This is a genomic window from Streptomyces sp. NPDC006372, assembly GCF_040612515.1.
Taxonomy (GTDB): Bacteria; Actinomycetota; Actinomycetes; order Streptomycetales; family Streptomycetaceae; genus Streptomyces.
Map to the genome: position 1 here is coordinate 44738 of NZ_JBEXQJ010000033.1, position 25385 is coordinate 70122.

At 72.5% G+C, this 25385-nt stretch carries 27 protein-coding genes and 1 riboswitch; of the genes, 14 read left to right on the plus strand and 13 right to left on the minus strand.

The genetic code is table 11. The features are described 5' to 3' along the window. Position 1: 1 nt before the first annotated feature. From ABZ016_RS34110 to ABZ016_RS34120, 3 genes are all read right to left on the minus strand, one after another. Positions 2–937 (minus strand): cobalamin biosynthesis protein, encoded by a 936-nt coding sequence (locus tag ABZ016_RS34110; RefSeq protein ID WP_356920574.1) that lies wholly within the window; start codon positions 935–937, stop codon positions 2–4. 98 nt (positions 938–1035) lie between these two features. After that, a riboswitch (cobalamin riboswitch) is annotated at positions 1036–1169 on the minus strand. 152 nt (positions 1170–1321) lie between these two features. Beyond that, positions 1322–1543: a hypothetical protein gene (locus ABZ016_RS34115; RefSeq protein WP_356920575.1), complete on the minus strand. Its 222-nt coding sequence runs from the start codon at positions 1541–1543 to the stop codon at positions 1322–1324. A gap of 34 nt (positions 1544–1577) precedes the next feature. After that, positions 1578–2837 carry an inorganic phosphate transporter gene (locus tag ABZ016_RS34120; RefSeq protein ID WP_356920576.1) on the minus strand — a complete coding sequence of 420 codons (1260 nt, stop codon included), beginning with the start codon at positions 2835–2837 and terminating at the stop codon, positions 1578–1580. A 298-nt stretch (positions 2838–3135) separates the two neighbouring features. Between ABZ016_RS34120 and ABZ016_RS34125 the strand changes: the two genes are divergently transcribed. The 3 genes from ABZ016_RS34125 (at position 3136) to ABZ016_RS34135 (ending at position 6723) form a co-directional block, all read left to right on the plus strand. Next, positions 3136–3867 carry a class II aldolase/adducin family protein gene (locus tag ABZ016_RS34125; protein WP_356920577.1) on the plus strand — a complete coding sequence of 244 codons (732 nt, stop codon included), beginning with the start codon at positions 3136–3138 and terminating at the stop codon, positions 3865–3867. A gap of 95 nt (positions 3868–3962) precedes the next feature. Then, positions 3963–5090, plus strand: coding sequence for an alpha/beta fold hydrolase (locus ABZ016_RS34130; protein ID WP_356920578.1), 1128 nt, complete (start codon positions 3963–3965; stop codon positions 5088–5090). 232 nt (positions 5091–5322) lie between these two features. Beyond that, positions 5323–6723, plus strand: a complete 1401-nt coding sequence (locus ABZ016_RS34135; RefSeq protein ID WP_356920579.1) for a hypothetical protein — start codon at positions 5323–5325, stop codon at positions 6721–6723. Positions 6724–6748: 25 nt separating this feature from the next. On the opposite strand, the gene ABZ016_RS34140 is transcribed toward ABZ016_RS34135, so the two are convergent. Then, the gene (locus ABZ016_RS34140; RefSeq protein ID WP_356920580.1) at positions 6749–7162 is read right to left on the minus strand and encodes a VOC family protein; all 414 of its coding nucleotides are present in this window, start codon (positions 7160–7162) and stop codon (positions 6749–6751) included. Positions 7163–7404: 242 nt separating this feature from the next. On the opposite strand from ABZ016_RS34140, the gene ABZ016_RS34145 reads away from it, so the two are divergent. The 3 genes from ABZ016_RS34145 (at position 7405) to ABZ016_RS34155 (ending at position 10502) form a co-directional block, all read left to right on the plus strand. Next, complete coding sequence (locus tag ABZ016_RS34145; protein ID WP_356920581.1) at positions 7405–9003, plus strand: ABC-F family ATP-binding cassette domain-containing protein; 1599 nt, start codon at positions 7405–7407, stop codon at positions 9001–9003. Positions 9004–9372: 369 nt separating this feature from the next. Then, on the plus strand, positions 9373–9591 hold the full coding sequence (locus ABZ016_RS34150; RefSeq protein WP_010037790.1) for a helix-turn-helix domain-containing protein: 219 nt from the start codon (positions 9373–9375) through the stop codon (positions 9589–9591). Positions 9592–9698: 107 nt separating this feature from the next. Further along, positions 9699–10502, plus strand: a complete 804-nt coding sequence (locus ABZ016_RS34155) for an enoyl-CoA hydratase/isomerase family protein (RefSeq protein ID WP_356920582.1) — start codon at positions 9699–9701, stop codon at positions 10500–10502. Positions 10503–10529: 27 nt separating this feature from the next. On the opposite strand, the gene ABZ016_RS34160 is transcribed toward ABZ016_RS34155, so the two are convergent. Continuing rightward, complete coding sequence (locus ABZ016_RS34160) at positions 10530–11246, minus strand: nucleopolyhedrovirus P10 family protein (protein ID WP_356920583.1); 717 nt, start codon at positions 11244–11246, stop codon at positions 10530–10532. Positions 11247–11333: 87 nt separating this feature from the next. Between ABZ016_RS34160 and ABZ016_RS34165 the strand changes: the two genes are divergently transcribed. The 5 genes from ABZ016_RS34165 to amaP are packed head-to-tail and all read left to right on the plus strand — an operon-like array spanning position 11334 to position 13689. Beyond that, complete coding sequence (locus ABZ016_RS34165) at positions 11334–11807, plus strand: Asp23/Gls24 family envelope stress response protein (RefSeq protein ID WP_356920584.1); 474 nt, start codon at positions 11334–11336, stop codon at positions 11805–11807. A gap of 46 nt (positions 11808–11853) precedes the next feature. Next, positions 11854–12048 (plus strand): hypothetical protein, encoded by a 195-nt coding sequence (locus tag ABZ016_RS34170; RefSeq protein ID WP_356920585.1) that lies wholly within the window; start codon positions 11854–11856, stop codon positions 12046–12048. After that, positions 12045–12419, plus strand: a complete 375-nt coding sequence (locus tag ABZ016_RS34175) for a hypothetical protein (RefSeq protein WP_356920586.1) — start codon at positions 12045–12047, stop codon at positions 12417–12419. Before ABZ016_RS34170 ends, ABZ016_RS34175 begins: the two co-directional genes overlap by 4 nt. Further along, positions 12416–13105 (plus strand): DUF6286 domain-containing protein, encoded by a 690-nt coding sequence (locus ABZ016_RS34180; protein ID WP_356920587.1) that lies wholly within the window; start codon positions 12416–12418, stop codon positions 13103–13105. Before ABZ016_RS34175 ends, ABZ016_RS34180 begins: the two co-directional genes overlap by 4 nt. Further along, positions 13102–13689 carry an alkaline shock response membrane anchor protein AmaP gene (gene amaP, locus ABZ016_RS34185; protein ID WP_356920588.1) on the plus strand — a complete coding sequence of 196 codons (588 nt, stop codon included), beginning with the start codon at positions 13102–13104 and terminating at the stop codon, positions 13687–13689. Before ABZ016_RS34180 ends, amaP begins: the two co-directional genes overlap by 4 nt. Positions 13690–13761: 72 nt before the next feature. Here amaP and ABZ016_RS34190 read toward each other — a convergent pair whose 3' ends face one another. The 5 genes from ABZ016_RS34190 to ABZ016_RS34210 are packed head-to-tail and all read right to left on the minus strand — an operon-like array spanning position 13762 to position 18789. Further along, positions 13762–14517 carry an SDR family oxidoreductase gene (locus ABZ016_RS34190; protein ID WP_356920589.1) on the minus strand — a complete coding sequence of 252 codons (756 nt, stop codon included), beginning with the start codon at positions 14515–14517 and terminating at the stop codon, positions 13762–13764. 5 nt (positions 14518–14522) lie between these two features. Continuing rightward, positions 14523–16310, minus strand: a complete 1788-nt coding sequence (locus tag ABZ016_RS34195; RefSeq protein WP_356920590.1) for a glycoside hydrolase family 15 protein — start codon at positions 16308–16310, stop codon at positions 14523–14525. Between the two features lie 33 nt (positions 16311–16343). Continuing rightward, a complete protein-coding gene (locus ABZ016_RS34200) occupies positions 16344–16676 on the minus strand; it encodes a hypothetical protein (RefSeq protein ID WP_356920591.1) in 333 nt (110 codons plus the stop codon). Beyond that, positions 16673–17245: a sigma-70 family RNA polymerase sigma factor gene (locus ABZ016_RS34205; RefSeq protein ID WP_356920592.1), complete on the minus strand. Its 573-nt coding sequence runs from the start codon at positions 17243–17245 to the stop codon at positions 16673–16675. Before ABZ016_RS34205 ends, ABZ016_RS34200 begins: the two co-directional genes overlap by 4 nt. Then, positions 17242–18789 (minus strand): sodium:solute symporter, encoded by a 1548-nt coding sequence (locus ABZ016_RS34210; RefSeq protein WP_356920593.1) that lies wholly within the window; start codon positions 18787–18789, stop codon positions 17242–17244. Before ABZ016_RS34210 ends, ABZ016_RS34205 begins: the two co-directional genes overlap by 4 nt. 237 nt (positions 18790–19026) lie before the next feature. Here ABZ016_RS34210 and ABZ016_RS34215 point away from each other — a divergent pair, with 237 nt between their 5' ends. Continuing rightward, positions 19027–21180: a carbon starvation CstA family protein gene (locus tag ABZ016_RS34215; RefSeq protein ID WP_356920594.1), complete on the plus strand. Its 2154-nt coding sequence runs from the start codon at positions 19027–19029 to the stop codon at positions 21178–21180. A 122-nt stretch (positions 21181–21302) separates the two neighbouring features. Here ABZ016_RS34215 and ABZ016_RS34220 read toward each other — a convergent pair whose 3' ends face one another. The 3 genes from ABZ016_RS34220 to ABZ016_RS34230 all read right to left on the minus strand — a co-directional run bounded on the left by ABZ016_RS34220 (position 21303) and on the right by ABZ016_RS34230 (position 23486). Then, positions 21303–22100, minus strand: coding sequence for an SURF1 family protein (locus ABZ016_RS34220; protein WP_356920595.1), 798 nt, complete (start codon positions 22098–22100; stop codon positions 21303–21305). Between the two features lie 49 nt (positions 22101–22149). After that, positions 22150–22383, minus strand: coding sequence for a hypothetical protein (locus tag ABZ016_RS34225; protein WP_003989324.1), 234 nt, complete (start codon positions 22381–22383; stop codon positions 22150–22152). A gap of 110 nt (positions 22384–22493) precedes the next feature. Next, positions 22494–23486 (minus strand): DEDDh family exonuclease, encoded by a 993-nt coding sequence (locus tag ABZ016_RS34230; protein ID WP_356920596.1) that lies wholly within the window; start codon positions 23484–23486, stop codon positions 22494–22496. 250 nt (positions 23487–23736) lie between these two features. Here ABZ016_RS34230 and ABZ016_RS34235 point away from each other — a divergent pair, with 250 nt between their 5' ends. Together ABZ016_RS34235 and ABZ016_RS34240 are read left to right on the plus strand one after the other, a co-directional pair. Beyond that, positions 23737–24705 carry a sterol desaturase family protein gene (locus tag ABZ016_RS34235; protein ID WP_356920597.1) on the plus strand — a complete coding sequence of 323 codons (969 nt, stop codon included), beginning with the start codon at positions 23737–23739 and terminating at the stop codon, positions 24703–24705. Continuing rightward, complete coding sequence (locus tag ABZ016_RS34240) at positions 24702–25382, plus strand: lysoplasmalogenase (RefSeq protein WP_356920598.1); 681 nt, start codon at positions 24702–24704, stop codon at positions 25380–25382. The genes ABZ016_RS34235 and ABZ016_RS34240 overlap by 4 nt, the downstream gene beginning before the upstream one ends. The last annotated feature ends 3 nt before the right edge of the window (positions 25383–25385 follow it).

Below are 25385 nucleotides of genomic sequence, written 5' to 3' on the forward strand. Positions count from 1 at the left end.
CTCACTGCCCCCTCTTCAGCAACCGCGCGCCGGCGCACACCCCTAGCGCGAGCCAGGTGACGCGCCGCGACAGCCGCACCGCCCGCGCGACGTCGTCCGTGACGACGGCACGCCCTTTTGTGTTCAGCACGGGCCGGTGCTCCACCCGCCCGCCGTACGAGAGCGTCCCGCCCAGCCGCACCCCGAGCGCCCCGGCGAAAGAGGCCTCCACGGGACCGGCGTTGGGACTCGGATGCTGCGCCGCGTCCGCCCGCCAGGCGCGTACGGCCCCGCGCGGATCCGGTCCGGCCAGCGCCGCGAGCACGGCGGTGAGCCGGGCCCCCGGCCACCCCGCGAGGTCGTCCAGCCGGGCGGAGGCCCACCCGTACCGCCGGTACCGGGCGGACTTGTGCCCGACCATGGCGTCCAGGGTGTTGACGGCACGGAACCCGAGCAGCCCCGGCACGCCACCGACGGCTCCCCACACGAGCGCCCCCACGACCGCGTCGGAGGTGTTCTCGGCGACGGACTCGACCACGGCGCGGGCGATCCCGGCGGCGTCGAGCGCCTGCGGGTCCCGGCCGCACAGGTGCGGAAGCCGCGCACGGGCCGCTTCGACGTCCCCCGCCTCCAGGGCCCGCCCGACGGCCTGCGCCTCCCGCGCGAGCGAAGTCCCCCCGACCACGGCCCAGGTGGCGGCACCGGTCAGCGCGACGGAGGCGGCGGAGGAGGGACGGACGGCACGTGCGGCGACGGCCCCGAGCGCGACGGCACCGCCCGCGCACACGGCGGCGTGCAGCGTGCCCCACCCCCGGTGGTCCCGCCACAACACCCGCTCCACGGCGCCCGCGGCCCGCCCGAACACGGCAACCGGATGCCCCCGGCGAGGATCGCCGAGCAGCAGGTCACCGATCAGACCGGCGGCGGCGCCGTACGCGAAAACGCGACCGGCACCCATGGGCTCAGCCGGCCACAGGAGCGGTCAGGGGCGGGGTGATCGACCTCGATCGGCAGCCGCGCATGGCGATATGTCCTCACTCAGGGTGTCCACGCCCTGGTTCGACGAGACCGGCGGTGAGAGTTCCTGGCTCCCGGGGTTCACCACCCCGGTGACAGTGGCGGGACCGCGCCGGACTTCCACCGGCTTCCTCTCCTGCCGCCGTATTGGCCCCGGCAGTCCACCACGGTCGCGAACGGCCGTCAACTTGCCGTTGACCTGCGCGGGGAGAGTGTGCAGAACCCCACACCGGGTTGGTGCGGTACGACGCCGGGTCGCCCCCCACACGCCGACCGGGCGGCACAGGACCGAAGCCCCGTGCCGCCCGGCGGCGAACAGTCGTGGTCAGGCCACGATCAGATAGATCCCGTACCCCACGGCCGCCGCGCACGCCGCGAAGCACGCGTACGCGCCCGTCACCGCGAGTCCCGCCGAACCGCCCTGCGCGGCCGCCCGCTCGTGGCGGGACAGGCCGGTGATGCCCAGGGTGAACAGGCCCACCAGGGCCACGGTGACCACGAGGCTGACACCGAAGACGGAGCCGAGGGCCGCCCAGTCGATCTTCATGGCAGAGGTTCTCCTTGTAACCGCGTGGGCGGGGTCAGACCGGGGTGGACGTGGTGGTCGGGGCGGCGGGTTCCCGTTCGGCCTCCGCCTGGGCCGGGAACGTGGGCAGCGGCTCCTCCGAGGCCGTGCCGCCCGCCGGCGGCGGCGTCACCGCGGCCATCGCCGTGGTCACCACACCGGCCGGCTCCGTCTCCTCGGGGTCGATGACGTTGGTGTGGTCGATGACCTCACGCCGGGACAGCTTCCAGATCACCGCGCTGGAGGCGACGAGGAAGACGGCCACCACCGCCGTGCCCCAGTCGCCGAAGCCGGTGACGTACTCGGCGAGCGCGCCCACCAGGGCTGCCGCCGGCAGGGTCAGAGCCCAGGCGACGAACATCCGCGTCGCCGTCGACCAGCGGACGACACCGCCCTTGCGGCCGAGGCCCGCGCCCATCACCGAGCCGGACACGGAGTGGGTGGTGGAGAGGGAGAAGCCGAGGTGGGAGGAGGCCAGGATGACCGTCGCCGCGCTGGTCTGGGCGGCGAAGCCCTGCTGCGGCTGGAGGTCGGTCAGGCCCTTGCCCATGGTGCGGATGATGCGCCAGCCACCGAGGTAGGTGCCGAGCGCGATGGCGAGACCCGCCGAGAGGATGACCCACATGGGCGGGTCGGAGTCGGGGGCGACGGCGCCGCCGGCGACCAGGGCGAGGGTGATGACACCCATCGTCTTCTGGGCGTCGTTGGTGCCGTGGGCCAGGGAGACCAGGCCCGCCGAGGCGATCTGGCCGGCCCGGTAGCCCTTCTTGGACGCCTTGCCGTCGGCCTTCTTCCCGAGGGAGTACGTCAGCCGGGTGGCGAACATCGCCGCGATGCCCGCGACCAGCGGCGCGGCGATCGCCGGGATCAGCACCTTGGTGACCAGGACGTCACCGTGCACCGCTCCGACGCCCGCCGAGGCGATCGTGGCGCCGATCAGGCCGCCCATCAGGGCGTGCGAGGAGCTGGACGGCAGACCGACCAGCCAGGTCAGCAGGTTCCAGAGGATCGCGCCGACCAGGGCGGCGAAGATGACCTCGGGACGGATACCGGCCTCGTCGACGAGGCCTTTGGAGATCGTGTTGGCGACTTCGACGGACAGGAAGGCGCCGACCAGGTTCAGGACCGCGGACATGGCCACCGCGACCTTCGGTCTCATGGCGCCCGTGGAAATGGTCGTGGCCATCGCGTTCGCGGTGTCGTGGAAACCGTTCGTGAAATCGAACGCGAGTGCGGTTACCACCACAATCGCGAGGATCAGCGAGAAGCTTTCCATTTACCCAGGCAATCGTTCGAGGTCGTTGGCCGGACGAACGTAGGTAACCCGAGTGAACGGAAGATGAACTGGGAGGGGCGCAGGAGTGTCCACAAACGAGGGTTGCCGTTCCGCCCTGCTGACAGGCTCCCCGCACCCCCGCCGACTGGACGCCCCGCGCTCAGTGTTTCAACCGATCGAGTGACCCGTCGGAGGGGCTGTGATCGCCCATGTGCCCGAAGATCTCCGGCCCAACGGTTTCCGGCCTGAACTGCCCCACTCGGCGGCAGGTCGCGGCCCCGCCTGGCAGGATCGGCGCATGGCTGAGCGGCGAGGCGACGAGCGGGACACAGGGAGCGTCCGGGACGGCGCACCCGATGCGGGGGAGCCGGGGCGGAGGGGTGTGCGCCCCGAAGAGGCACGTGCCTGGGAGGACCTCGTCGCGACGGCCCGCCGGACGGTCTCCGAGGGGCTGGTCGTCGGCACGTCCGGCAACGTCTCGGTGCGGGTCGGGGACACGGTCCTGGTCACTCCCTCGGGCGTCCCCTACGACCGGCTGGAACCGGACGACGTCACCGGCGTCGACCTCGACGGCCGGCAGGTCCTCGGCGCGCTCGTCCCCACCAGCGAACTGCCCATGCACCTCGCGGTCTACGGCACGACCGACGCCCGGGCCGTCGTCCACACCCACGCCGTGCACGCCACGGCCGTCTCGACGCTCGTGCGCGAGCTCCCGCTGATCCACTACATGGCCGCCGCGCTCGGCGGTCCCGTCCGGGTCGCCCCGTACGCCACCTACGGCACCGACGAGTTGGCCGAGAACATGCTGCGCGCCCTCGCGGACCGCTCCGGCTGCCTCCTCCAGAACCACGGCACGATCACCTACGGCACGTCCCTGGACCAGGCCTACGACCGCACCGCCCAGCTGGAATGGATGTGCCGGCTGTGGCTGACCGCCGCGTCGGTGCCGGGCCTTTCCCCGAGCCTGCTGTCCGGCGAGCAGCTGGCGGAGGTGGCGGAACGGCTCAGCGGGTACGGCCAGCGCCGCTGACCCTTCCGGCCGGGGGCGCCACCCGGGCGCCCCCGGCCTCACCCCGCCGCCCCCGCCCACTGGTCGCCCCACCTGTCCGTCTGGACACTGGAGGGATGCGCACTGTCAAAGCGACTGCCGCCGCCGTCACCGCTGTGATCGGAGCCGGCGCCGCCGCCGTGGCCGCCGGCCGCTTGGCCAGCGACGCCGCGCTCAAGGCGCCCCCGGGCAGGCCGCTGCCCACCGAACCCCGGCTGACCGTGCACGGCACGGCGCCGGGGCGGATCAGCCTCACCCGGGATCTCGCCGCCCTGCGCCCCGGCCGCTACGGCCTCTCCGGCGACGGCTCCCATGCGGTCGTCGGGCCCGTACTGACCGACGCCCCCGGCACCGCCGACACCGTCGTCCGCCGCCTGGAGCGGATCACGCACGGCACCCTCAAGCCCGGCGACAAGGCATGGCTCACCCCGAACCTGTACGTCGGCGACCCGAGCGCCGCCCTCGGCATCGAGCACGCCGACGTCGACGTCCCGGGCGAACTCGGTGCCCTGCCCGCGTGGTTCGTGCCCGGCGCCCGGGACACCTGGGTGATCGCCGTCCACGGCCTGGGCACCACCCGGGAACTCGCCATGAACGTCATGGGGTTCCTGCACCGCAGTCACGTCCCGGTGCTCGCCCTCGCCTACCGCGGCGACCTCGGCGCGCCCCGCCCGCCCGACGGCCTGAACCACCTCGGCGAGACCGAGTGGCGCGACCTCGACGCGGCGATCCGCTACGCCGTGCGGTACGGCGCCCGGCAGGTCGTCCTGCTCGGCTGGTCCACCGGCGCCACCATGGCCCTGCGTGCCGCCGCGCGGTCGGAACTGCGCGACCGGGTCTCCGGGCTCGTCCTCGACTCGCCCGTGCTCAGCTGGGAGACCACCCTGCGCGCCCTCGCCGCCGCCCGCCACACCCCGGGCGCGCTGCTGCCGCTGGCGGTCCGCGCCGCGCAGGGCCGCACCGGCCGGTACGGCGACCGCGACGCGGCCGCACCTGCTGCAGCGGGGCTCCGCGTCCCGGCGCTCGTCCTCCACGGACCGGACGACAAGGTGGCACCCTGGCGGCTCTCCCGTCAGCTCGCCGACAACCGCCCGGACATGGTCGCCCTCCACCGCGTCGCCGGAGCCCCCCACGGAGCGATGTGGAACGCCGACCCGCCGGCCTACGAGGAGGCGCTGCGCCGCTTCCTGGTGCCGCTCATGTGACATCGCCCGCGCGACCCCCCGGACGCACCTCCTGTTCAGGCCCCCTCCATCCCGTGGCAACCATGCCGCTCCCCACCCGTCGACGACCGGTCGCGATGATTCCGTTTAGCGTCGGACCACTGGCTTGTTCATGGCTCTCGACCGCCCCCGGGACCCGGTGCATTGGCCATCCCCGTCGCCCGCCGTGACATTCCGTTTGGGTTTTCGGACCGTCAACCGGAAGACTGCCCCCGTGACGTCCCGTATCCCGCGCGACTCCAGGCTTCGACTCGTCCGCCCCCGACCCCTGGCCGCCGCCCCCAGAGCGATGAACCAGCGGCCCTCGCGCCGACCCGCCCCGCGCCCCCCGGAGGGCACCCCGGCACCGGCGGAACTGGCCAGAATGGCACGCTCAGGTCTGGCCGCCGCGGCCCGCGTCGCCCGCTGGGCCGACGCCGCGCTCGGCCCCGGCCGGGACAGCGCCACCGCCGACGGCAAGGCCACCCTCTCCGGCGCGACCGCCGAACGGGCCGCCGACGAGCTGGGCCTGACCCCGGCTCAGGTCAGAGCCGACTGGGACACCGCCCGTCTCGCCGGCCTGGTCGAAGTACACGGCGACAGCGCCCGCCCCGGCTGGCGGCTGCGCGCCTGGGACCGCGACGACAGCGCCGTCCTGCGCGGCTGGGTCGCCCTCTTCGACGCCTGGTCGCTGGCCTACCCGGAACCCGAGGACCACGAGCCCGCCGCCGTCGCCGAGGTCGTCTCGGCCATGCCGCAAGCGCTCTCCTTCCTCCAGCTCTCCGCCGGCCCCGTCCCCGTGGAGCAGCTCCTCGACCTCCTGGAGCAGCGCGTCACCGAACTGCGCACCGCACGCTGCGAGATCCCCTACGGCCCGCAGCCCGAGACGGTGGCCGAACCGGAGCCCACCGACGCCCCGCTCGCCCCGCTCCTCGACTGGGCCCTGCGCGCCCTCGCCTCCGTCGGCGCCCTCACCTACGGCGACGGCCAGGCCACGCTCACCCCGCTCGGCAGCTGGGCCGTCTGGGTCAAGCTGGAGCAGATCTGCGTCGCCGCGCAGAGCCCCGCCGGGAACATCGAGCAGGGCGCCGAGGACATGCTCCGCGGCTGCGCCCAGCTGCGCCCGAACGCGGCCCGCGCCGAGTACCGCGCCTGGCTCGCCGCCCGCCCCGTCGGCAGCGCCGTCACCGAACTCCTCGGCGCCGCCCGCGGCGAGGACGCCCTGCTGCGCGGCCTCGCCTTCGAGGCGCTGCGCGTGGTCGGCGCCCCCGCCGAGCCGGACGTCCACGCCGTGCTGGACGAGCCGACGCTCCGGCCCTACGCGCTGCTGTGGCTGGCCGAGCACGACGGGGCCGACCCGGAGGACGCCCACGAGGTCCTCACCCGGGAGGAGGCGACCTGGCTGTGGGTGGACACCGCCGCCGCCGTCGCCGACCACGGTGAGGCCCCGCTGCTCGTCCGCCACCTGGAGTCCGCGGTGCAGCCGACCATCCCGATGCTCCTCGACGAGGTACGTGCCGTGGGTCACCCGCGCACCGTGCAGGTCCTGGTGGCCCTCGCGGCGGCCCACCCCGACCCGGCCCTGGCCAAGGCCGTCCGCCGCGCCGCCTTCCAGGTGCACACCGGCGGCAGCTAGCCCTGGGCCGGCCGGCCCAGGGCCGTCAGGCCGCCATCTCGGGCGCGTACGTCCCGAAGCTCCACACGTTGCCCTCGAGGTCCCGGGCCATGTAGTCCCGCGAGCCGTAGTCCTGGTCCGTCGGGGGCATCAGGACCTCCGCACCGTGGTCGACGGCGCGGCGGTGGTGCGCGTCCACGTCGTCCACCACGACGTAGACCCCCGCGCTGCCCGTGCCCTTCATGGCCGCGTCGAACACGCCGCCGCGGCCCTTGGTGCCGACCATGACCGCGCCGTTGCCCTGCGCCAGCTCGGCGTGCAGCACCGAGCCGTCCTCGCCCTCGTACACCGACAGCTCCGTGAACCCGAAGGCCTCCGTGAGCTGCCGGATCGCCGCCTTCGCGTCCGCGTACAGCAGCGTCGGGTAAATGCTCGGACGTCCGCCGGACGTGCCTGCCATGGCGATCACTTCCTCGTGTCTCGCTCCCCGGGAGGCCGCGGAATCCGGCCCGCTGCTCAGTCTTCCACCGGCCACTGACAACGACCCCCGGGCCGCCGTGACCAGAACCGCACCAGGATCCAGGGAAAGTGGTTGCACGCCCCCGTTAGACTGTCCCCCATGGCCATTCTCCTCGCGCATTAGACGGCGGGAACGTCCTTCAGCCGTCCATCCCGCCCCCGTATCCGCCCTGGAGTCTGTCCGTGATCTCCGCCTCCGGTATCGAGCTGCGCGCCGGTGCCCGCGTCCTCATCGAAAACGCCTCTTTCCGTATCGCCAAGGGCGACCGCATCGGCCTGGTCGGCCGCAACGGCGCGGGGAAGACCACCCTGACCAAGTGCCTGGCGGGCGAGGGCATGCCCGCCGGCGGCGCCATCACCCGCTCCGGCGAGGTCGGCTACCTCCCGCAGGACCCGCGCACCGGCGACCTCGACGTCCTCGCCCGCGACCGCATCCTCTCCGCGCGCGGCCTGGACGTACTGATCCGCAAGATGCGCGAGAACGAGCAGCGCATCGCGACCGGCAAGGGCGGCACCCGCGAGAAGGCCCTCAAGCAGTACGAGCGCCAGGAGACGGAGTTCCTCACCAAGGGCGGGTACGCCGCCGAGGCCGAGGCCGCCACCATCGCCGCCGCCCTGAACCTGCCCGACCGGGTGCTCGGCCAGCCCCTGCACACGCTCTCCGGCGGTCAGCGCCGCCGTATCGAGCTGGCCCGCATCCTGTTCTCGGACGCGGACACCCTGCTGCTCGACGAGCCCACGAACCACCTCGACGCCGACTCGATCATCTGGCTGCGGGACTACCTCAAGACCTACCGCGGCGGCTTCATCGTGATCTCCCACGACGTCGACCTCGTCGAGACGGTCGTGAACAAGGTGTTCTACCTGGACGCCAACCGCGCCCAGATCGACATCTACAACATGGGCTGGAAGCTCTACCAGCAGCAGCGCGAGGCCGACGAGAAGCGCCGCAAGCGTGAGCGGCAGAACGCCGAGAAGAAGGCCTCCGCGCTGCACTCACAGGCCGACAAGATGCGGGCCAAGGCCACCAAGACCGTCGCCGCGCAGAACATGGCCCGCCGGGCCGACAAGCTGCTGGCCGGCCTGGAGGCCGAGCGGAAGTCCGACAAGGTCGCCAAGCTGCGCTTCCCCGAGCCCTCCCCGTGCGGCAAGACCCCGCTGATGGCCGAGGGCCTGTCGAAGTCCTACGGCTCGCTGGAGATCTTCACCGACGTCGACCTGGCCATCGACAAGGGTTCGCGCGTCGTCATCCTCGGCCTCAACGGCGCCGGCAAGACGACCCTGCTCCGCCTCCTCGGCGGGGCGGAGGAGCCCGACACCGGCAAGGTCATCCAGGGCCACGGCCTCAAGCTCGGCTACTACGCGCAGGAGCACGAGACCCTCGACCCGGAGCGCACGGTCCTGGAGAACATGCGCTCCGCCGCCCCCGACCTGGACCTGGTGGAGGTCCGCAAGACGCTCGGCTCGTTCCTGTTCTCCGGCGACGACGTCGACAAGCCCGCCGGCGTCCTCTCCGGCGGCGAGAAGACCCGCCTGGCCCTCGCCACGCTCGTGGTGTCCTCGGCGAACGTGCTGCTGCTCGACGAGCCGACCAACAACCTCGATCCGGCCAGCCGCGAGGAGATCCTCGGCGCGCTGCGCACCTACAAGGGCGCGGTCGTCCTCGTCACCCACGACGAGGGCGCGGTCGAGGCCCTGCAGCCGGAGCGGATCATCCTGCTGCCGGACGGCGTCGAGGACCTGTGGGGCGCCGACTACGCGGATCTCGTCGCCCTGGCCTGAGTGTGAGTGCTGCCTGAGCGTCAGTGCCGCTTGATCGAATACGTGATCAACGGCGTATGGATCATTCGGCCCAGCGGTGATCCATCATCTGTGTGAGATCTCCTCGTACCGAGGTGTGTCCTACATCGATTTCGCGGCCGAGCCCCCGATTCTTCCGGGCTCGGCCGCGACGCCTTTCTGACCAGGCGTTTTCCTCCACCATCCGTTCGGGCGTACGGACATCACTCTCCGGAATTTTGCATTCCGCTTGTGGGGATGTGCTCCCGTCGTCACAACCTTGTCTCACGGACCTTGCCGAATGGGTGGCCATCAAGGCCCGGAGGGGTGATCATGAGGAGACCAGAGCGCACTTCCCATGAGGAGGCACGGGTGGCCGAGACTCTGAAGAAGGGCAGCCGGGTGACCGGCGCCGCGCGCGACAAGCTCGCGGCAGACCTGAAGAAGAAGTACGACGCCGGTGCGAGCATCCGGGCGTTGGCCGAGGAGACCGGCCGCTCGTATGGCTTTGTGCACCGCATGCTCAGTGAGTCGGGCGTCACGCTGCGAGGGCGTGGCGGGGCGACCCGGGGCAAGAAGGCCACGGCCTGACCCCGGGTGGCCCCTCGGCTCCGATGGTGGCCACCCGGTCGTTCGGCTGATCGCCCGGGTGGTTACTGTGCAGTCACTTAGCTGACCGCACACATCGGAGGCGTCCTATGGCTTCGCCCGACAAGGACCTCGTTCCCGTACTCGACAAGGACGGCGTACGGCTCACCGTCGACGACGCGATCGCCACGGTGACGCTGACCAATCCGGCCAAGCGCAACGCGCAGAGCCCCGCTCTGTGGCGGGCGCTGACCGAGGCCGGGCGGCAGCTGCCGGGCTCCGTCCGCGTCGTGGTGCTGCGGGCCGAGGGCAAGTCCTTCTCGGCCGGGCTCGACCGGCAGGCGTTCACTCCCGAGGGCTTCGACGGCGAACCGTCGTTCGTCGACCTCGCGCGCGGCAGTGACGCCGAGTTGGACGCGACCATCGCCGAATACCAGGAGGCGTTCACCTGGTGGCGGCGCAGCGACATCGTCTCCGTCGCCGCCGTCCAGGGGCATGCCATCGGGGCGGGCTTCCAGCTCGCCCTCGCCTGCGACCTGCGCGTCGTCGCCGACGACGTGCAGTTCGCCATGCGCGAGACCAGCCTCGGACTCGTGCCCGACCTGACGGGCACGCATCCGCTGGTGGGACTCGTCGGCTACGCCCGCGCGCTGGAGATCTGCGTGACCGGGCGCTTCGTCACGGCCGAGGAGGCCGTGAACACGGGGCTGGCCAACCTCGCCGTGCCCGCCGGCCAGCTCGACGACGCCGTACGGGACCTCCTCTCGGCCGTGCTCGCGGCGCCCCGCGACGCGGTCATCGAGACCAAGGCCCTGCTGCGCGGCGCCCAGGACCGCACCTACGAGGACCAGCGCGGCGCGGAACGCCAGTCCCAGGCCCGCCGTCTGCGGGACCTCGCGGGCGTCGGCGACTGACGGACCCCGGACTCACGGTGAGCGCGGTCAGCCGACCGCGCTCACCAGCACCGCCACCGTCGGATGGTCCGGCAGCGTCCTCCTGACCGCGGTGCGGACCGCGCGGGCCACGTCACGGGCCCGGTGGTCGGCACCGACAGCGAGTTCCAGCCGGACGTGGCGGTGCGGCAGCGCGGCCTCGCCGGGGAGCGCCTCGATGTGCACCGGACGGCCCAGTGTGCCCGTCAGACGGAGGACGCCCGGAACCTCCAGCGCGGCGATCGCCACACGGCTCTCGTCGCCGCCCACGGCCTGCGCGGCGCCCGGCGGTTCGGGGAGCGGACCGGCGGGCCCGGGCGGTTCCGCCCCCTCGTCCAGCAGGCCCGTCACGCGCAGGTCCACCTCCGTCACCGTCAGACCGAGCCGCTCGGTCGCGGCGGTCGCCAGCGCCGTCCGCAGCAGGGACGCCGTCGCCGGCAGCGGCTGGGAGGACGTGGCCTGCACCTCAGCCGTCACCCGCAGCGGCCCGGGCGGCAGAGCGCTCGGCGGAGCCGGTACGGCCGGCTCCCCGACGTCCGCCACATCGGCGAGCGTGACGCGCAGCGCGTCGAGGCGCACACCCGGCGCGTCCCCCGCCGCGCCCCGCAGCACCGCCTCCGCCGCCCGCTCGGCGATCCACGCGCCGTCCCGCGCGTCACCCAGAGGCAGCAACCTGCCGATACCCAGCTGATGTCTCACTGCCCGCGTCCATCTGTCGCCCGTCATTCCTCCAGCCTGCCGCATCGGGAGCGCGCCGCCACGCAACCATGCTTACGGTGGTCGAAGGACGACAACCGAAAAGGACGTACGGCGATGACTGACATGACCGAGAACCGGGGCGGGGAGAGCGAGACACCGGCGGCACGCAGGAGTCCGCTGGCCAAGCGCAGCGGGGGAGACCCGGGCTCCCGCGGCCGGACGACCATCGCGGACGGCGTCGTGGAGAAGATCGCCGGGCTCGCCGCACGCGACGTCGACGGCGTGCACGCCATGGGCAGCGGAATCTCCCGCACCTTCGGAGCCGTGCGCGACCGCGTGCCCGGCGGCGCCAAGTCGGTGACCCGGGGCGTGAAGGCCGAGGTCGGCGAGGTGCAGGCGGCCCTCGACCTGGAGATCGTCGTCGTCTACGGCGTGTCGATCGCCGACGTGGCCCGGGACGTACGGGAGAACGTCATCAACGCCGTCGAGCGGATGACCGGCCTCGAGGTCGTCGAGGTCAACATCGCGGTGAGCGATGTGAAGCTGCCGGACGAGGAGGAAGAGGAACCGGAGCGCCGGATCCAGTGAGGCACGGGCCCACGGACGACACAGCGGCTGAGGAGCTGAGGAGCGCATGAGCATGGGCGTAGCCGGCATGATCGCCGGTATGGCGCTGGCCTTCGCCGGGTACTTCGGCGGATTCGGGGCCTTCCTGCTGGTGGCGGCGCTGGGCGCCGTCGGCTTCGTCGTCGGCCGGTTCCTGGACGGGGACATGGACTTCGGCGACTTCTTCCGCACCCGTGACGAACGGCGGCGAGGACGCCCGTGAGCACGGATGCCGGTGAGCTCGGCAGACCCCTGACGGTCGTCCCGCCGCGCGAGCGCGGGGCGACGCGGATCGCCGACCGGGTCGTCGCGAAGGTCGCCTCGCAGGCGGCCCGCGAGGCCGTGGGGACGCTGCCGCCCGACGCCGGCCGGCCGTCCGCCACCGTCGTCGTCCACCACGACGTCGCCCACGTCCGGGTCCACGTCGAACTCGACTACCCCTGCGACGTCGGCGCCCGCTGCCGTCGGGTGCGTCGCCGAGTCGTCGAACGGGTGGGCGATCTGATCGGAATGCAGGTGCCGGAGGTCATCGTCCAGGTGGAGCGGCTGCATCTGGTCGCGGCGCCCGGCGCGGTACAGGGGAGGACGCGATGAGCGAACCCCAGGGCACGGAACCCTCCGACGGCACCACCGAGCGCCTGCCGATCCTCGGCAAGCCGGCGAACGGCACCGAACCGGACCGGTCCACGCCGGAGCCCGGCACCGGACCGCCCACCGTCCGGGACGGCGAGGACGGCCGGGAGGGCCGCTTCTGGTCGGCGCGCCGCATCCCCGCGGGCATCGTCGCGCTGCTGCTCCTGGGCCTCTTCGGACTGTTCCTCTACGACATCGTCTCCGTACGGGCCGGCCGGCCCGAGATGTACTGGCGCCGGGAACTGGCCGACCAGCTCTCCGAACGGCCCCTCGACGACACCTGGGTGCTCGTCGGCGCCGGGGTCGCCGCCGTCCTCGGCCTCTGGCTGCTGATCCTGGCCGCCACACCCGGCCTGCGGGATCTGCTCCCGATGCGGCGCCCCCACAGCGACGTGCGCGCCGGACTGCACCGGGACGCCGCCGCGACCGCGCTGCGCGACCGCGCCATGGAGGTCGCCGGTGTGCAGTCGGCCCGGGTACGGGTGCGCCGGACCAGGGCGGACGTCCGCGCCACATCGCACTTCCGGGAACTGGACGACGTGCACGACGACTTGGACGCCGTGCTCACCGAAGCCGTCGACGGACTGGGACTGTCCCGGCCGCCCAGGCACTCGGTGCGCGTCCGGCGGCCCGGACGAAAGGGGTGACCGCGGTGCTCCGGGTCGTCAACCGCGTGTTCCTCGGGCTCGTGGGCCTGGTCCTGCTGGTGCTGGGCGGCTCCGTGCTGGCCGTCGGCCTGGGCGCTCCGGCGCCCTCGTGGTGGATCCACGACAGCAAGCACGACGTCCTGCTGAGCGACGCCGAACGCACCCGCTGGCAGGACGAGGGCTGGTGGTGGCCGGTCGTCATCGCCGTACTCGCCGTTCTCCTGTTGCTCGCGCTGTGGTGGCTGGTCGCCGTGCTTCGCCGACGCCGCCTGGCCGAGATCCTCGTCGACACCGGCGACGACGAGGGCGCGCTCGTGCGCGGCCGGGCCCTGGAGGACGTCCTCGGCCAGGAGGCGGGCACGATCGACGGCGTGGCCCGCGCCCAGGGCCGGCTGACGGGCCGCCGCACCGCCCCCGAGGCCCGCGCACGCCTCGCACTGGAGCCGCACGTGAACCCGGGGACCGCGCTGCACGACTTCACGACCGGCCCCCTGGCGCACGCGAAGACATCGGCGGGCCTGGCGTCACTTCCCACGGAGGTACGGCTGCTCGGGGTCAAGCACGGAGCCGAACGGGTGGGTTGAGTGCGGCAGAACCGTTCTTGAGGGGGCGGGGAACTGCGCGACCGATCCCCACGCACCTGCACCCGGCAACGCTCAGAACCCGTGCCGCGCGCCCCCGTCAACCGGCACCATGACCCCGGTCAGATAAGAGGCCGCCGGCGACAGCAGGAACGCCGCCACTCGCCCGAACTCCTCCGGAGCCCCGTAACGCCGCAACGGAATGCGGGACTCCGACGCTGCCCGCGTCGCCTCGGGATCCGCCGACAGCGCGTCGAGCTCCCGCACGCGATCCGTGTCGATGCGCCCGGGCAGCACACCGACCACCCGGATCCCGCGCGGCCCCAGCTCGTCCGAGAGCGACTTGGCGAGCCCCGCGAGCCCCGGGCGCAGCCCGTTCGAAATGGTCAGCCCGGGAATCGGTTCGTACACCGACCCCGACAGCACGAACCCGATGACACCCCCGGGCTCCAACTCGGCGGCCGCGGCGCGAGCCAACCGCACCGCACCGAGGAACACCGACTCGAACGCCGCCTGCCACTGCTCGTCCGTGTTGTCCGCGACGAACCCGGCCGGCGGCCCGCCCACGCTGACGAGGACACCGTTGAAACGGCCGAAGTGCTCCCGCGCGGCCCCGATCAGCCGGGCCGCCGCCTCGGGGTCGGCGTTGTCGACGGCCACGCCCACCGCGTTCGGGCCCAGCTCGGCCGCCGTCTCGGCGACGCTCTTCTCGTCCCGCCCGGAGACGACCACCTTCGCCCCGTCCGCGACGAGCTCGCGCGCGGTGGCGTTGCCGAGGCCGCGGGTGGCTCCGGTGACGACGTACACCCGGTCATTGAGTCCAAGATCCATGGTCCCTATCCTGCCCCGTCCTGCCCGAACAGGGCGAGGGCGGTGTTCACCAGGCCGATGTGGCTGAACGCCTGCGGGAAGTTGCCGAGCTGCCGGCCGGACACCGGGTCGAACTCCTCCGAGAGCAGACCGACGTCGTTGGTGAGCCCCACCAGCCGTTCGAACAGGTCGCGGGCCTCCTTCGTACGGCCCGTCATGTGCAGGGCGTCCGCGAGCCAGAACGAGCACACCAGGAAGGTGCCCTCCGAGCCGGGGAGCCCGTCGACGTCCGCGCTGTCGTCGGTGGTGTAGCGGCGCAGGAAGCCGCCGCGGTCCAGTTCCTCGCGGACCGCGTCGATCGTGCCGACCACCCGCGGGTCGTCGGGCGGCAGGAAACCCAGGCGCGGGATGAGCAGCAGCGCGGCGTCCAGTTCGCGGGAGCCGTAGGACTGCGTGAAGGTGTTGCGCTCGGAGTCGTAGCCCTTCTCGCACACCTCGCGGTGCACCTCGTCGCGCAGGGCGCGCCAGCCGTCCAGGTCACCGTCCAGCTCCGGATGGCGCTCCAGGGTGCGCACCGCACGGTCGGCGGCCACCCACACCATCACCTTCGAGTGCACGAACTGGCGCCGGCCGCCGCGCACCTCCCACAGCCCCTCGTCCGGCTGGTCCCAGTGGGTCCGCAGAAAGTCCATCAGGGCCGTCTGCAGCGCCCACACGTCGGGCTGGGCGGACAGGCCCGAGACGCGGGCCAGCGACAGGGAGTCCATGACCTCGCCGTACACGTCCAGCTGGAGCTGGTTCACGGCGTCGTTCCCGACGCGTACGGGGACGGACCCGTCGAAGCCGGACAGCCACGGCAGCTCGTACTCGGGCAGCCGTCTCTCGCCCGCCACGCCGTACATGATCTGGAGGTCCGCCGGGTCGCCCGCGACCGCGCGGAGCAGCCAGTTCCGCCAGGCCTCGGCCTCCTCCTGGTAGCCCGCCGCCAGCAGTGCGCCCAGGGTGAGGGTGGAGTCGCGCAGCCAGCAGTAGCGGTAGTCCCAGTTGCGCACCCCGCCCGGCTCCTCGGGCAGTGAGGTGGTGAGGGCGGCGACGATGCCTCCGGTCGGGGCGTAGGTGAGCGCCTTGAGGGTGATCAGGGAGCGGACCACTGCGTCCCGGTGCGGTCCGTCGTAGCGGCACCGGGCCACCCAGGCCTGCCAGTCCTCGACGCTGTGGCGCAGGGCCTCGTAGGGGTCGACGAGCGGCGGGCGCGGCTCGTGGGAGGGGTGCCAGGTCAGGACGAACGCGACCTTCTCCCCTTTCCTGACCGTGAACTCGGCGTGCGTGCCGAAGTCCTCGCCCCAGCTGCGCACCTCCGGTTCGCTGCGCAGCCACGCCGAGTCGGGACCGGCGACGGCGACGCGGTGACCGTCGGACCGGCGCACCCACGGGACGATCGAGCCGTAGTCGAAGCGCAGTTTGAGGGTGCTGTGCAGCGTCACCTCGCCGTCGAGGCACTCGACGACGCGCACGATGTCGGGGGCGACGTCGCGCTGGGGCATCAGGTCGGTGACCCGGACCGTCCCCCGCCCGGTCTCCCAGTCGGTGTCCAGGACGAGGGTGTCCCGGCGGTAGGCGCGCCGGGTGCATCGGTCCGCCCCCACGGGGGCGATGCGCCAGTAGCCGTTGTCCTCGTCGCCGAGCAGCCTGGCGAAGCAGGCCGCCGAGTCGAAGCGGGGCAGACACAGCCAGTCCACGGATCCGTCCGTGCCGACCAGGGCCGCTGTCTGTTCGTCGCCGATGATCGCGTAGTCCTCGATGCGGGGGTGCACGGAGTGCGGGTTCCCGGCAAGTCGGCGCGGCAATCAGGCCGGGAGCCGGGGGAGTGACGGGCCGGCGGCGGTCGGGGCGCCGGTGCCGGAGAAGATCACCCCCGGGTCCGACGGGGCCTGGTTGAGCACCCACAGACCGATCAGGGTGGCCAGCGTGAAGACGACGGCGATCAGCACGGCGAGCACGAGCCGCCGCCGGCGTTCCCGCCGCAGCCACTCACCGCGCGCCGTGCGGTACGCGTCGGGGTCGGGGAGCACCCCGCCGGCGAGTGCCCGCAGTGCCTCGCGCAGCTCCTGCTCGGTGTCGTCGTGACCGGTCCGCTCCGGACTGGGTCCATGGGACGGAGTCACGTCTCGATGTGTCATCGCCGGGCCTCCATCGCCTGGGTCAGGGCGGCGATGCCGCGTGCCGTGTGCGTCTTGACCGAGCCGCCGGAGATGCCCATCGCGGCGGCTATCTCGCCCTCCTTGAGACCGAGCCAGTGCCGCAGCACCAGGGCCTCGCGCTGCCGGGGCGGCAGTTGCTGGAGCGCGTCGATCAGTACGCGCTGGTCGTCCCGCAGCAGCGCGGCGTGCTCGGCGGAGACGACCGTCTCGTCCGGTGTCTTCTCCTCGTGCCGGCGGGCCACCTGGAGGTGCCGTATCCGCATCCGGGTCAGATTGCAGACGGTGGAGCGCAGATACGCCTCCGCCGCGGCCACGTCCCGCAGCCGCCGCCACTTGCGGTAGATCTGGTAGTAGGCCTCGGCCACCACGTTCTCCGGGTCGTCGGCGCCGAGCAGCACGGCGAGCCGCAGCATCGAGGAGTAGTGCAGCTCGAAGAGGTGGGCGACACCGGCCTCGCGCTCCAGGTCGGCCGGATCGCCGGCCGGGGCAGCGAGCGGCTCGGCCGGCACCGGCGCCGGTGGCAGGGTCGGGTTCTGTCGGGGTCTCACGGGTTGTTCGCTCCCGTCTCCGGGCGTCGCCGGACGGTCAGGCGGGACGGCAGGTCGGTCGCGTCGGTGCCGCGCGGGACGCCGAGGCGGGTCAGCGCCGCGGTGCCGGCCACCGCGACGGTCAGATTGAGCAGCAGGGCTGCGAGCCCGGCGTAGACGTCCAGCGGCCCGGCGCCGGTGCCGAGCGGCACGATCGGGGAGAAGCCCTCCCGCACCACCAGGTACGTCCCCGACGCCATGCCCACGGCCCACCCGGCGAGCAGGGCCCGCGGGTGCAGCCGCCCGGTGAACAGCCCGACGGCGACCGCCGGGAAGATCTGCAGGATCCACACGCCGCCGAGCAGCTGGAGATTGACGGCGTCCTGGTCGCGCAGCCCGAAGACGAACGCCACCGCCCCGGCCTTCGCGGTGAGCGACACCGCCTTGGCGATGCGCACCTGCCGCTTGGGCGTGGCCGTCGGATGGACGTACTCGACGTACACGTTGCGGACGAAACTCGTGGCCGCGGCGATCGACATCACCGCGGCCGGGACGAGCGCTCCCACCGTGATCGCGGCGAACACCAGTCCGGCCAGCGGCGCCGGCATCAGCCGGTCGACCAGCATCGGCACGGCCGCCTCGGCGCCACCGCGCGGCGCGCGCACACCGGCCGCGAGGGCGGCGATGCCGAGGAACCCGAACAGCGCGAGCAGCCCGGTCCAGGCGGGCAGCGCCACCGCGACCTTGCGCAGGGTCCGCGGCCCGTCGGCGGCGAACCCGGCGGTGAGCACGTGCGGGTACATCAGCAGGGCGAGGGCGGAACCGAGGGCGAGGGTGGCGTAGGCGGGCTGCTGCTCGGGGGTGAGGAGCAGCGCCGGCCCGCCCAGCCGCCGGGCGGCGCCGTCGAAGACCGGGCCCGGTCCGCCGAACCGCTCCAGGACCAGCCAGGTCACCGCCGTCAGCGAGACGAACACGGCTACCGCCTTCAGTGCCGAGATGACCGTGGGCGCGCGCAGCCCCTGCCGGTAGGTGGCCACCGCGAGCCCCGCGAACAGCGCCACCATCACCAGGTCCCCTGCAGCGCCCCGCGGATAGACGCCCCCCGCGGTCAGCACCGCCCGGATCCCCAGCAGTTGCAGCGCCAGGTACGGCATGGTGGCGAGGATCCCGGTCAGCGCGACCACCAGGGCCAGCGACGGCGACCCGTAGCGGCCGCGTACGAAGTCAGCGGCGGTGATGTAGCCGTGCCGCCGGGCCACGTTCCCCAGCCGGCTCAGCAGGACGAAGGCGAGAGGCCAGACGATCACCGTGTACGGCACCGCGAAGAAGGCGGGCGCGCCGTTGCCGTAGGCGAGTCCGGGCACGGCGGTGAAGGTGTACGCGGTGAAGACCGTGCCGCCGAGCAGCAGCCACGTCCAGCCGGGGCCGAGCGCGCGGTCGGCCAGCGCCCAGCCCTCCAGGGAGGGCAGCCGGTCCACCGGGCGGAGCCGCCGCGCAGTGACGGCGAGCAGCGACGCCCCGCCGATCACGGCGAGGAACGTCGCGGTCATGGCGCCGTCAGCCATGGGTCACCGTCCTTGGTGTGCCTGTGCCCTCGCGCGAGAGTTGCGCGGACGGCCCGTCCGGAGGACAGGGATTCGGCGGGAAAACTTCCGAGTGCGCCGTGTCATCCGGTCCCGGCGGGAGCGCAACTCTTGCACAGACCGACAGCGAACGGGAGAGGTGCGCGGCTCAGGGAAGCGCACCCGTACCGACCCCCGTGCACGTCCTGTCGCACACCACCGTCACGGTGAGGAGCCGCCATGCCCGTATCAGTCCTGCCCGAATCCGGCCGACCAGCGCCCGAAAAGCGTCGGATATCCCCTAGGTCCCTCCTGCTCTGGGGCGCCGTCTCCCTGCTCGGCGCGGTCGCCTGGGGAGTGCTCGCCCTTGCCCGCGGTGAGCGGATCTCCGCGGTCTGGCTGGTCGTCGCCGCACTCGGGTCGTACGCCATCGCCTACCGCTTCTACTCCCGGTTCATCGCCCGCCGCGTCCTGCGGCCGGACGACCGCCGGGCCACCCCCGCCGAACGTCTGGAGGACGGTGTCGACTTCCAGCCCACCGACCGCCGGGTGCTGCTCGGCCACCACTTCGCCGCCATCGCCGGCGCCGGGCCGCTGGTGGGCCCGGTGCTCGCCGCCCAGATGGGCTACCTGCCCGGGACCCTCTGGATCGTGGCCGGGGTGATCTTCGCGGGGGCGGTACAGGACATGGTCGTGCTGTTCCTGTCGATGCGGCGGGACGGCACGTCCCTCGGGCAGATGGCCCGCGACGAGATCGGCAGGGCGGGCGGGGCCGCCGCCCTGATCGCCGTGTTCGCCATCATGATCATCCTGCTGGGTGTGCTGGCGCTGGTCGTCGTCAACGCCCTGGCCCACAGCCCCTGGGGAACCTTCTCCGTCGCGATGACCATCCCCATCGCCCTGTTCATGGGCTTCTGGCTGCACGTCATCCGGCCGGGCCGGGTCGTCGAGACCAGCCTGATCGGGGTGGTCCTGCTGCTGCTCGCCATCGTCGGCGGCAGCTGGGTCCAGGAGTCGTCGCTGGCCCCGGCCTTCACCCTCAGCCCCACCACCCTCGTCCTCTGCCTGGTCGGCTACGGCTTCGTCGCCTCCGTCCTGCCGGTGTGGATGCTGCTCGCGCCGCGCGACTATCTCTCCACCTTCATGAAGATCGGCACCATCGCCCTGCTCGCGGTCGGCGTGGTCGTCGCCGCGCCCGTCCTGCGCGCGGACGCGGTGAGCGATTTCGCCTCCTCGGGCGCCGGGCCGGTCTTCGCGGGGGCGCTGTTCCCCTTCCTCTTCATCACCATCGCCTGCGGCGCGCTGTCCGGCTTCCACGCGCTGGTCGCCTCGGGGACCACCCCCAAGCTGATCCAGAAGGAGTCCCAGGTCCGGATGATCGGCTACGGCGCCATGCTGATGGAGTCGTTCGTCGCGATCATGGCGCTGATCGCCGCGGCCACCCTGGAGCCGGGCCTGTACTACGCCATGAACGCCCCGGCGGCCCTGCTCGGCACCACGGCCGAGTCGGCGTCCCATGCCGTCGCCGGCCTCGGTTTCACCATCAGCCCCGACCAGCTCACCCAGGCCGCGAAGGCCGTGGAGGAGCAGAGCCTGATCGCGCGCTCCGGCGGGGCACCGACCCTGGCCGTCGGCATGTCGGAGATCTTCTCCGGGGTCTTCGGCGGCACCGCGATGAAGGCCTTCTGGTACCACTTCGCGATCATGTTCGAGGCCCTGTTCATCCTGACGACCGTGGACGCGGGCACCCGGGTGGGCCGGTTCATGCTCCAGGACATGCTCGGCAACGTCTTCAAGCCGGTCGGCCGGGTCAACTGGAAGCCCGGAATCTGGCTGTGCAGCGCCTTCGTCGTGGCGGCCTGGGGCTACTTCCTCTACACCGGCGCCACCGACCCGCTCGGCGGGATCAACCAGCTCTTCCCGCTCTTCGGCATCGCCAACCAGCTCCTCGCGGCGATCGCCCTGGCCGTCTGCACCACCGTCCTGATCAAGTCCGGGCGGCTGCGCTGGGCCTGGGTCACCGGCGTCCCGCTCGCCTGGGTGGTCGCGATCACCTTCACCGCGGGCTGGCAGAAGATCTTCTCCGCCGATCCGAAGGTCGGCTTCTTCGCCCAGCGCGCACGGTACGCGGACGCCATCGACGCCGGGCAGGTCCTGCCGCCCGCCAAGAGCCTCGACGACATGCACACCGTGGTCACCAACTCCACGGTCGACGGTGTGCTGATCGCCCTGTTCCTGCTCCTGGTCGCCGTCGTGCTCGGCAACGCGGCGGTGGTCTGCGTACGGGCCGTCAGGGCCCCTGGTTCCCTGCCGCTCGCCGAGGCGCCGTACGTGGAGTCCCGTATCGACGTGCCCGGCGAACCGGCCGAGCCGCTGGCGGGGGCCCGTTCGTGAGGGCGGTGCGCTGGGCGCGCGCGGTGTGCTGGTACGTGCGGGAGCTGACGGAGGTGCTGAACCGGTCGCACCGGGAGGAGTGCCGTCAGGGGCGCTGTTGCTGAAGCCGCGGCGGCGGCCCATCACACCGCGGCCGGTTCCGCCTTCTCGGAGTCGGCCGCTCCGGGCGCCTTCCGCGTGCGCTCCCGGGCCTCGCGGCGGGCCAGGACCACCCAGCCCACCGGGACGGCGGCGGAGAACAGCCACCACTGGATCGCGTACGCGTAGTTCAGCGCCGCGTCCTCCTTGCCGGGATTGCCGAGCAGCTCGGGGGTGTCGCCCTTGGGCTCGGGCGCCGTCTGCGCGATGTAGCCGCCGAGCACCCGGGCGTCCAGGCGCCGGGCCTCCTGCTCGCTGTTGATCAGCATGACCTGCCGGTCCGGCAGTCCCTCGAGGTTCTTGATGCCGCTCGCCTCGGTCGTCTCGTCGGGCATCAGCCGGCCCTTGACCGTCATCTCGCCGGCCGGAGGTGCGGGAACCTTCGGGAAGGCGGTCTGGCTCGGGCCGTCCGACGGGATCCAGCCCCGGTTGACCAGGAGGACCTTGCCGTCGTCGAGGACGAACGGGGTCAGGACGTGATAGCCGACCTCGTCGTCGGAGTTGGTGCGGCGGCGGACGACGACCTCGTCCTCCGTGTCGAAGTGCCCCTTCGCCGTCACGGTCCGGTACCGCTCCGCGCTGGTGACCGTGTGCCCCGGCGTGGTGAGCTTCTCGACGGGCACCGGCTCGGCCGCCAGCGCGTCCGTGACCAGCTGGTTCCGGGCGGTGCGCTCCTCGTAGCGGTGCATCTGCCAGATGCCCAGCCTGATCATCGTGGGGATGAGAAGCAGGGCGATCAGCGTCAGGATCACCCACTGCCGGGACATCAGGAAGCGGTACACCCCACGACCGTACAACCGGGTCGCGGGGTGCATTCAGGCGGGTACGGGTTTACACCTTGTCGACAATTCCCACCTTTCCCTCCGCGCGGGCGCAGTGGGCACCGCAGTACCAGTGGCCGTCGACGTCGACGCCCTGGCCGATGATCTGTACCCGGCAGTGCTCGCAGATCGGGGCCATGCGGTGGATCGCGCAGGCGAAGCAGTCGAAGACGTGCACCGCACCCTGCGCATGCACCTCGAAGGTCATTCCGTACTGATTGCCACATACCTCACAGGTCGCCATGCGCCACAGGGTGAGCCGTCACCGGGGCCCGGGCGAGCGGTGGCCGGGCGAGTCGCCCGCCAATCACCCGTCCGTACGATTATCCCTCCGGTGGCCGTTCCGGGTACGGATCACCCCTCCGACGCCGGCTCCACATCGGCCAGGAGCTGCCCGAACGCCGCCTCGTCCAGGATCGGCGTACCGAACTGCCGGGCCTTGACCACCTTGGACGTGCCCGAGTCGGGGTCGTTCGTGACGAGCAGGCTGGTCAGCCGGGACAGGCTGGTGGCGACGTGCAGCCCGGCGTCGGCGGCCCGGTCCTCCAGCAGCTCCCGCTCGGTCGACGTGTCACCCGAGAAGGCGACGCGCATGCCCTGCTTGAGCCGCCCGCCCGGTTCGTACCGCCCCGGGTTGGGGTACGGGCACGCGGGCCGCTTCCGGGAGGGGCGCCACGTCGTCTGCCGGTATCCGCCGTAGCCCGCCTGCTGTCCGATCCGGGGTGTGGCAGGGCGGTCGGACCACTCCGTCAGCGGCCGGCACTCGAGCAGCGGCAGCCGTACCCCGCCGGCCGCCGCGGCCCGCAGACTGGGCCGGAACGCCTCCGCGAGGACGCGCGCGTCGTCCAGCGCGTGGTGCGCCCGCCGCTGGACGACGCCGTAGTGCGCGGCGAGGGACTCCAGCTTGTGGTTGGGCAGCGGCAGTCCGAGCTCCTTGGAGAGCGCGATGGTGCACAGCCGCTGCCGCACCGGAGCCTCGCGCCGGGCGCGTGCGTACTCCCGGGCGATCATCTGCCAGTCGAAGACGGCGTTGTGCGCGACGAGCACGCGGCCCTCCAGCCGCGTGGTGAACTCCTCGGCGATGTCCTGGAAGAGGGGCGCGCCCTCGAGCGCCTCGCTCGTCAGTCCGTGGATCCACACGGGGCCGGGGTCCCGCTCCGGGTTGACCATCGTGTACCAGTGGTCCTCGACCTCGCCGCGCGCGTCCAGCCGGTAGACGGCCGCGGAGATGATGCGGTCGTCCCGGGCCAGGCCCGTGGTCTCCACGTCAACGACCGCATATCCCTTGGGATACGCGGTCGGCCACGATGTGGAAGAGAGCGCTGCGGTGGTCAGGTCTTCGAGCATGGTCCCTGAGGATACGGGCCATGACTGACACCGCCGTCCGTCAGGGGCGTCCGTCCGTCCCTTCCGACGCCCCCTCAGGCGTCTTGTCCGGTCTGTCCGTTCGCGGGGCGTACGTCTGATCGATGCTCAGGTGCTCCGCCGCCGGTCCCGGGGATTGGTGGAGATCGCCAAGAAGCAAGCGCGTACCGTCGGTAATACTTGTCGGTAACAACGTCTAGTCGGGGCAGGACAGCGGTCCTACGGTGCATGCATGCCGAACCTGCCCGATGTCGTGCTGTGGTCGATACCCGCCTTCGTGCTGCTCACCGTGGTCGAGATGGTGAGCGTCCGTCTCCACCCCGACGAGGACGCGGAGGGCTACGACGCGAAGGACGCCGCGACGAGCGTCGGCATGGGGCTCGGGAGCCTCGTCTTCGACTTCCTCTGGAAGATCCCGATCCTCGCCGTCTACACGGCCGTCTACGAACTCACGCCCCTGCGTGTGCCCGTGCTGTGGTGGACCGTCCCGCTGATGCTGCTCGGGCAGGACTTCTTCTACTACTGGTCCCACCGCGGCCACCACGTCATCCGCATCCTGTGGGCCTGCCACGTCGTCCACCACTCCAGCCGGAAGTTCAACCTCACCACCGCGCTGCGCCAGCCCTGGACGTCCCTGACGGTGTGGCCCTTCTACGTCCCCCTCATCGCCGCCGGCGTGCACCCGGCCGCGCTGGCGTTCTGCTCGTCCGCCAACCTCGTCTATCAGTTCTGGATCCACACCGAGCGGATCGACAGGATGCCCCGGTGGTTCGAGTTCGTCCTCAACACCCCTTCGCACCACCGGGTCCACCACGCCTCCCAGGGCGGTTACCTCGATCGCAACTTCGGCGGCATCCTCATCGTCTGGGACCGGCTGTTCGGATCCTTCGTCGCCGAGACCACACGGCCGGTGTACGGGCTGACCAAGAACATCGACACGTACAACCTGCTCAAGGTGGCCACGCACGAGTACGTGTCCATCGCCAAGGACCTGAGGACGGCCCGCGATTGGCGCGAGCGCGCCGGGCGGGTGTTCCGGGGGCCGGGGTGGGGGCCGGGGCCGGGACCGGCCAGGGCGGAGGCCGCGTCACCGGGCGTGTCACCGGCGGCATCACAGTCGGCATCACCGGCGGCTTCGCCGGTCGGCGAGGGCGCGCCGGCCGGTGGCAGCACGCCGGTCGGTGAGAGCACGTCGGCGTGAACCTCTCCCGCGTCCTCCTCCTCGCCCTCGGCCTCGCCGTCGCCACCGACCTCGTCTCCCTCGCGGCCGACTTCGGCCCCGGGCACCTCGTCGCCAAGCCGTTGCTGATGCCGCTTCTGGCCCTCTGGGCCACCCTGCGCCGGGCGCCCCGGCCGCTCCTCGCCGCCCTCCTGTTCGGCTGGGGCGGCGACGTCCTGCTGCTGTCCGACGCCGAACCGGCCTTCCTCGCCGGCATGGCCTCCTTCGCCGCGGGCCACGTCTGCTACCTCGTCCTGTTCGCGAGGAACGGCAGCCGGTACGCGGTCCCACGCGCGCGTGCGGGCCTGCTCGCCCTCGGCTACGCCACCGCCCTCGCCCTGACGGTCGGGCTGCTCTGGCCGGACCTGCGCACGGACCTCCGTGCGCCCGTCGCCGTGTACAGCCTCCTGCTGACGGCCATGGCGTACGGCGCCGCGACCCGGTTCGGCCTCTTCGCCGGGCTCGGCGGCGCCCTGTTCCTGCTCTCCGACACACTCATCGCGACCGGCGTCGCCGCATGGCCGCAGCCGCCGAGGCCGGACTTCTGGATCATGCTCACGTACATCGCGGCGCAGGCCCTGCTCGCCGGCGGCGCACTCGGCGCGCTCAACGCCCGCCGGGCACCGGCCGCGACGTACGGCGAGATGCGCGCCGTGTGAGGC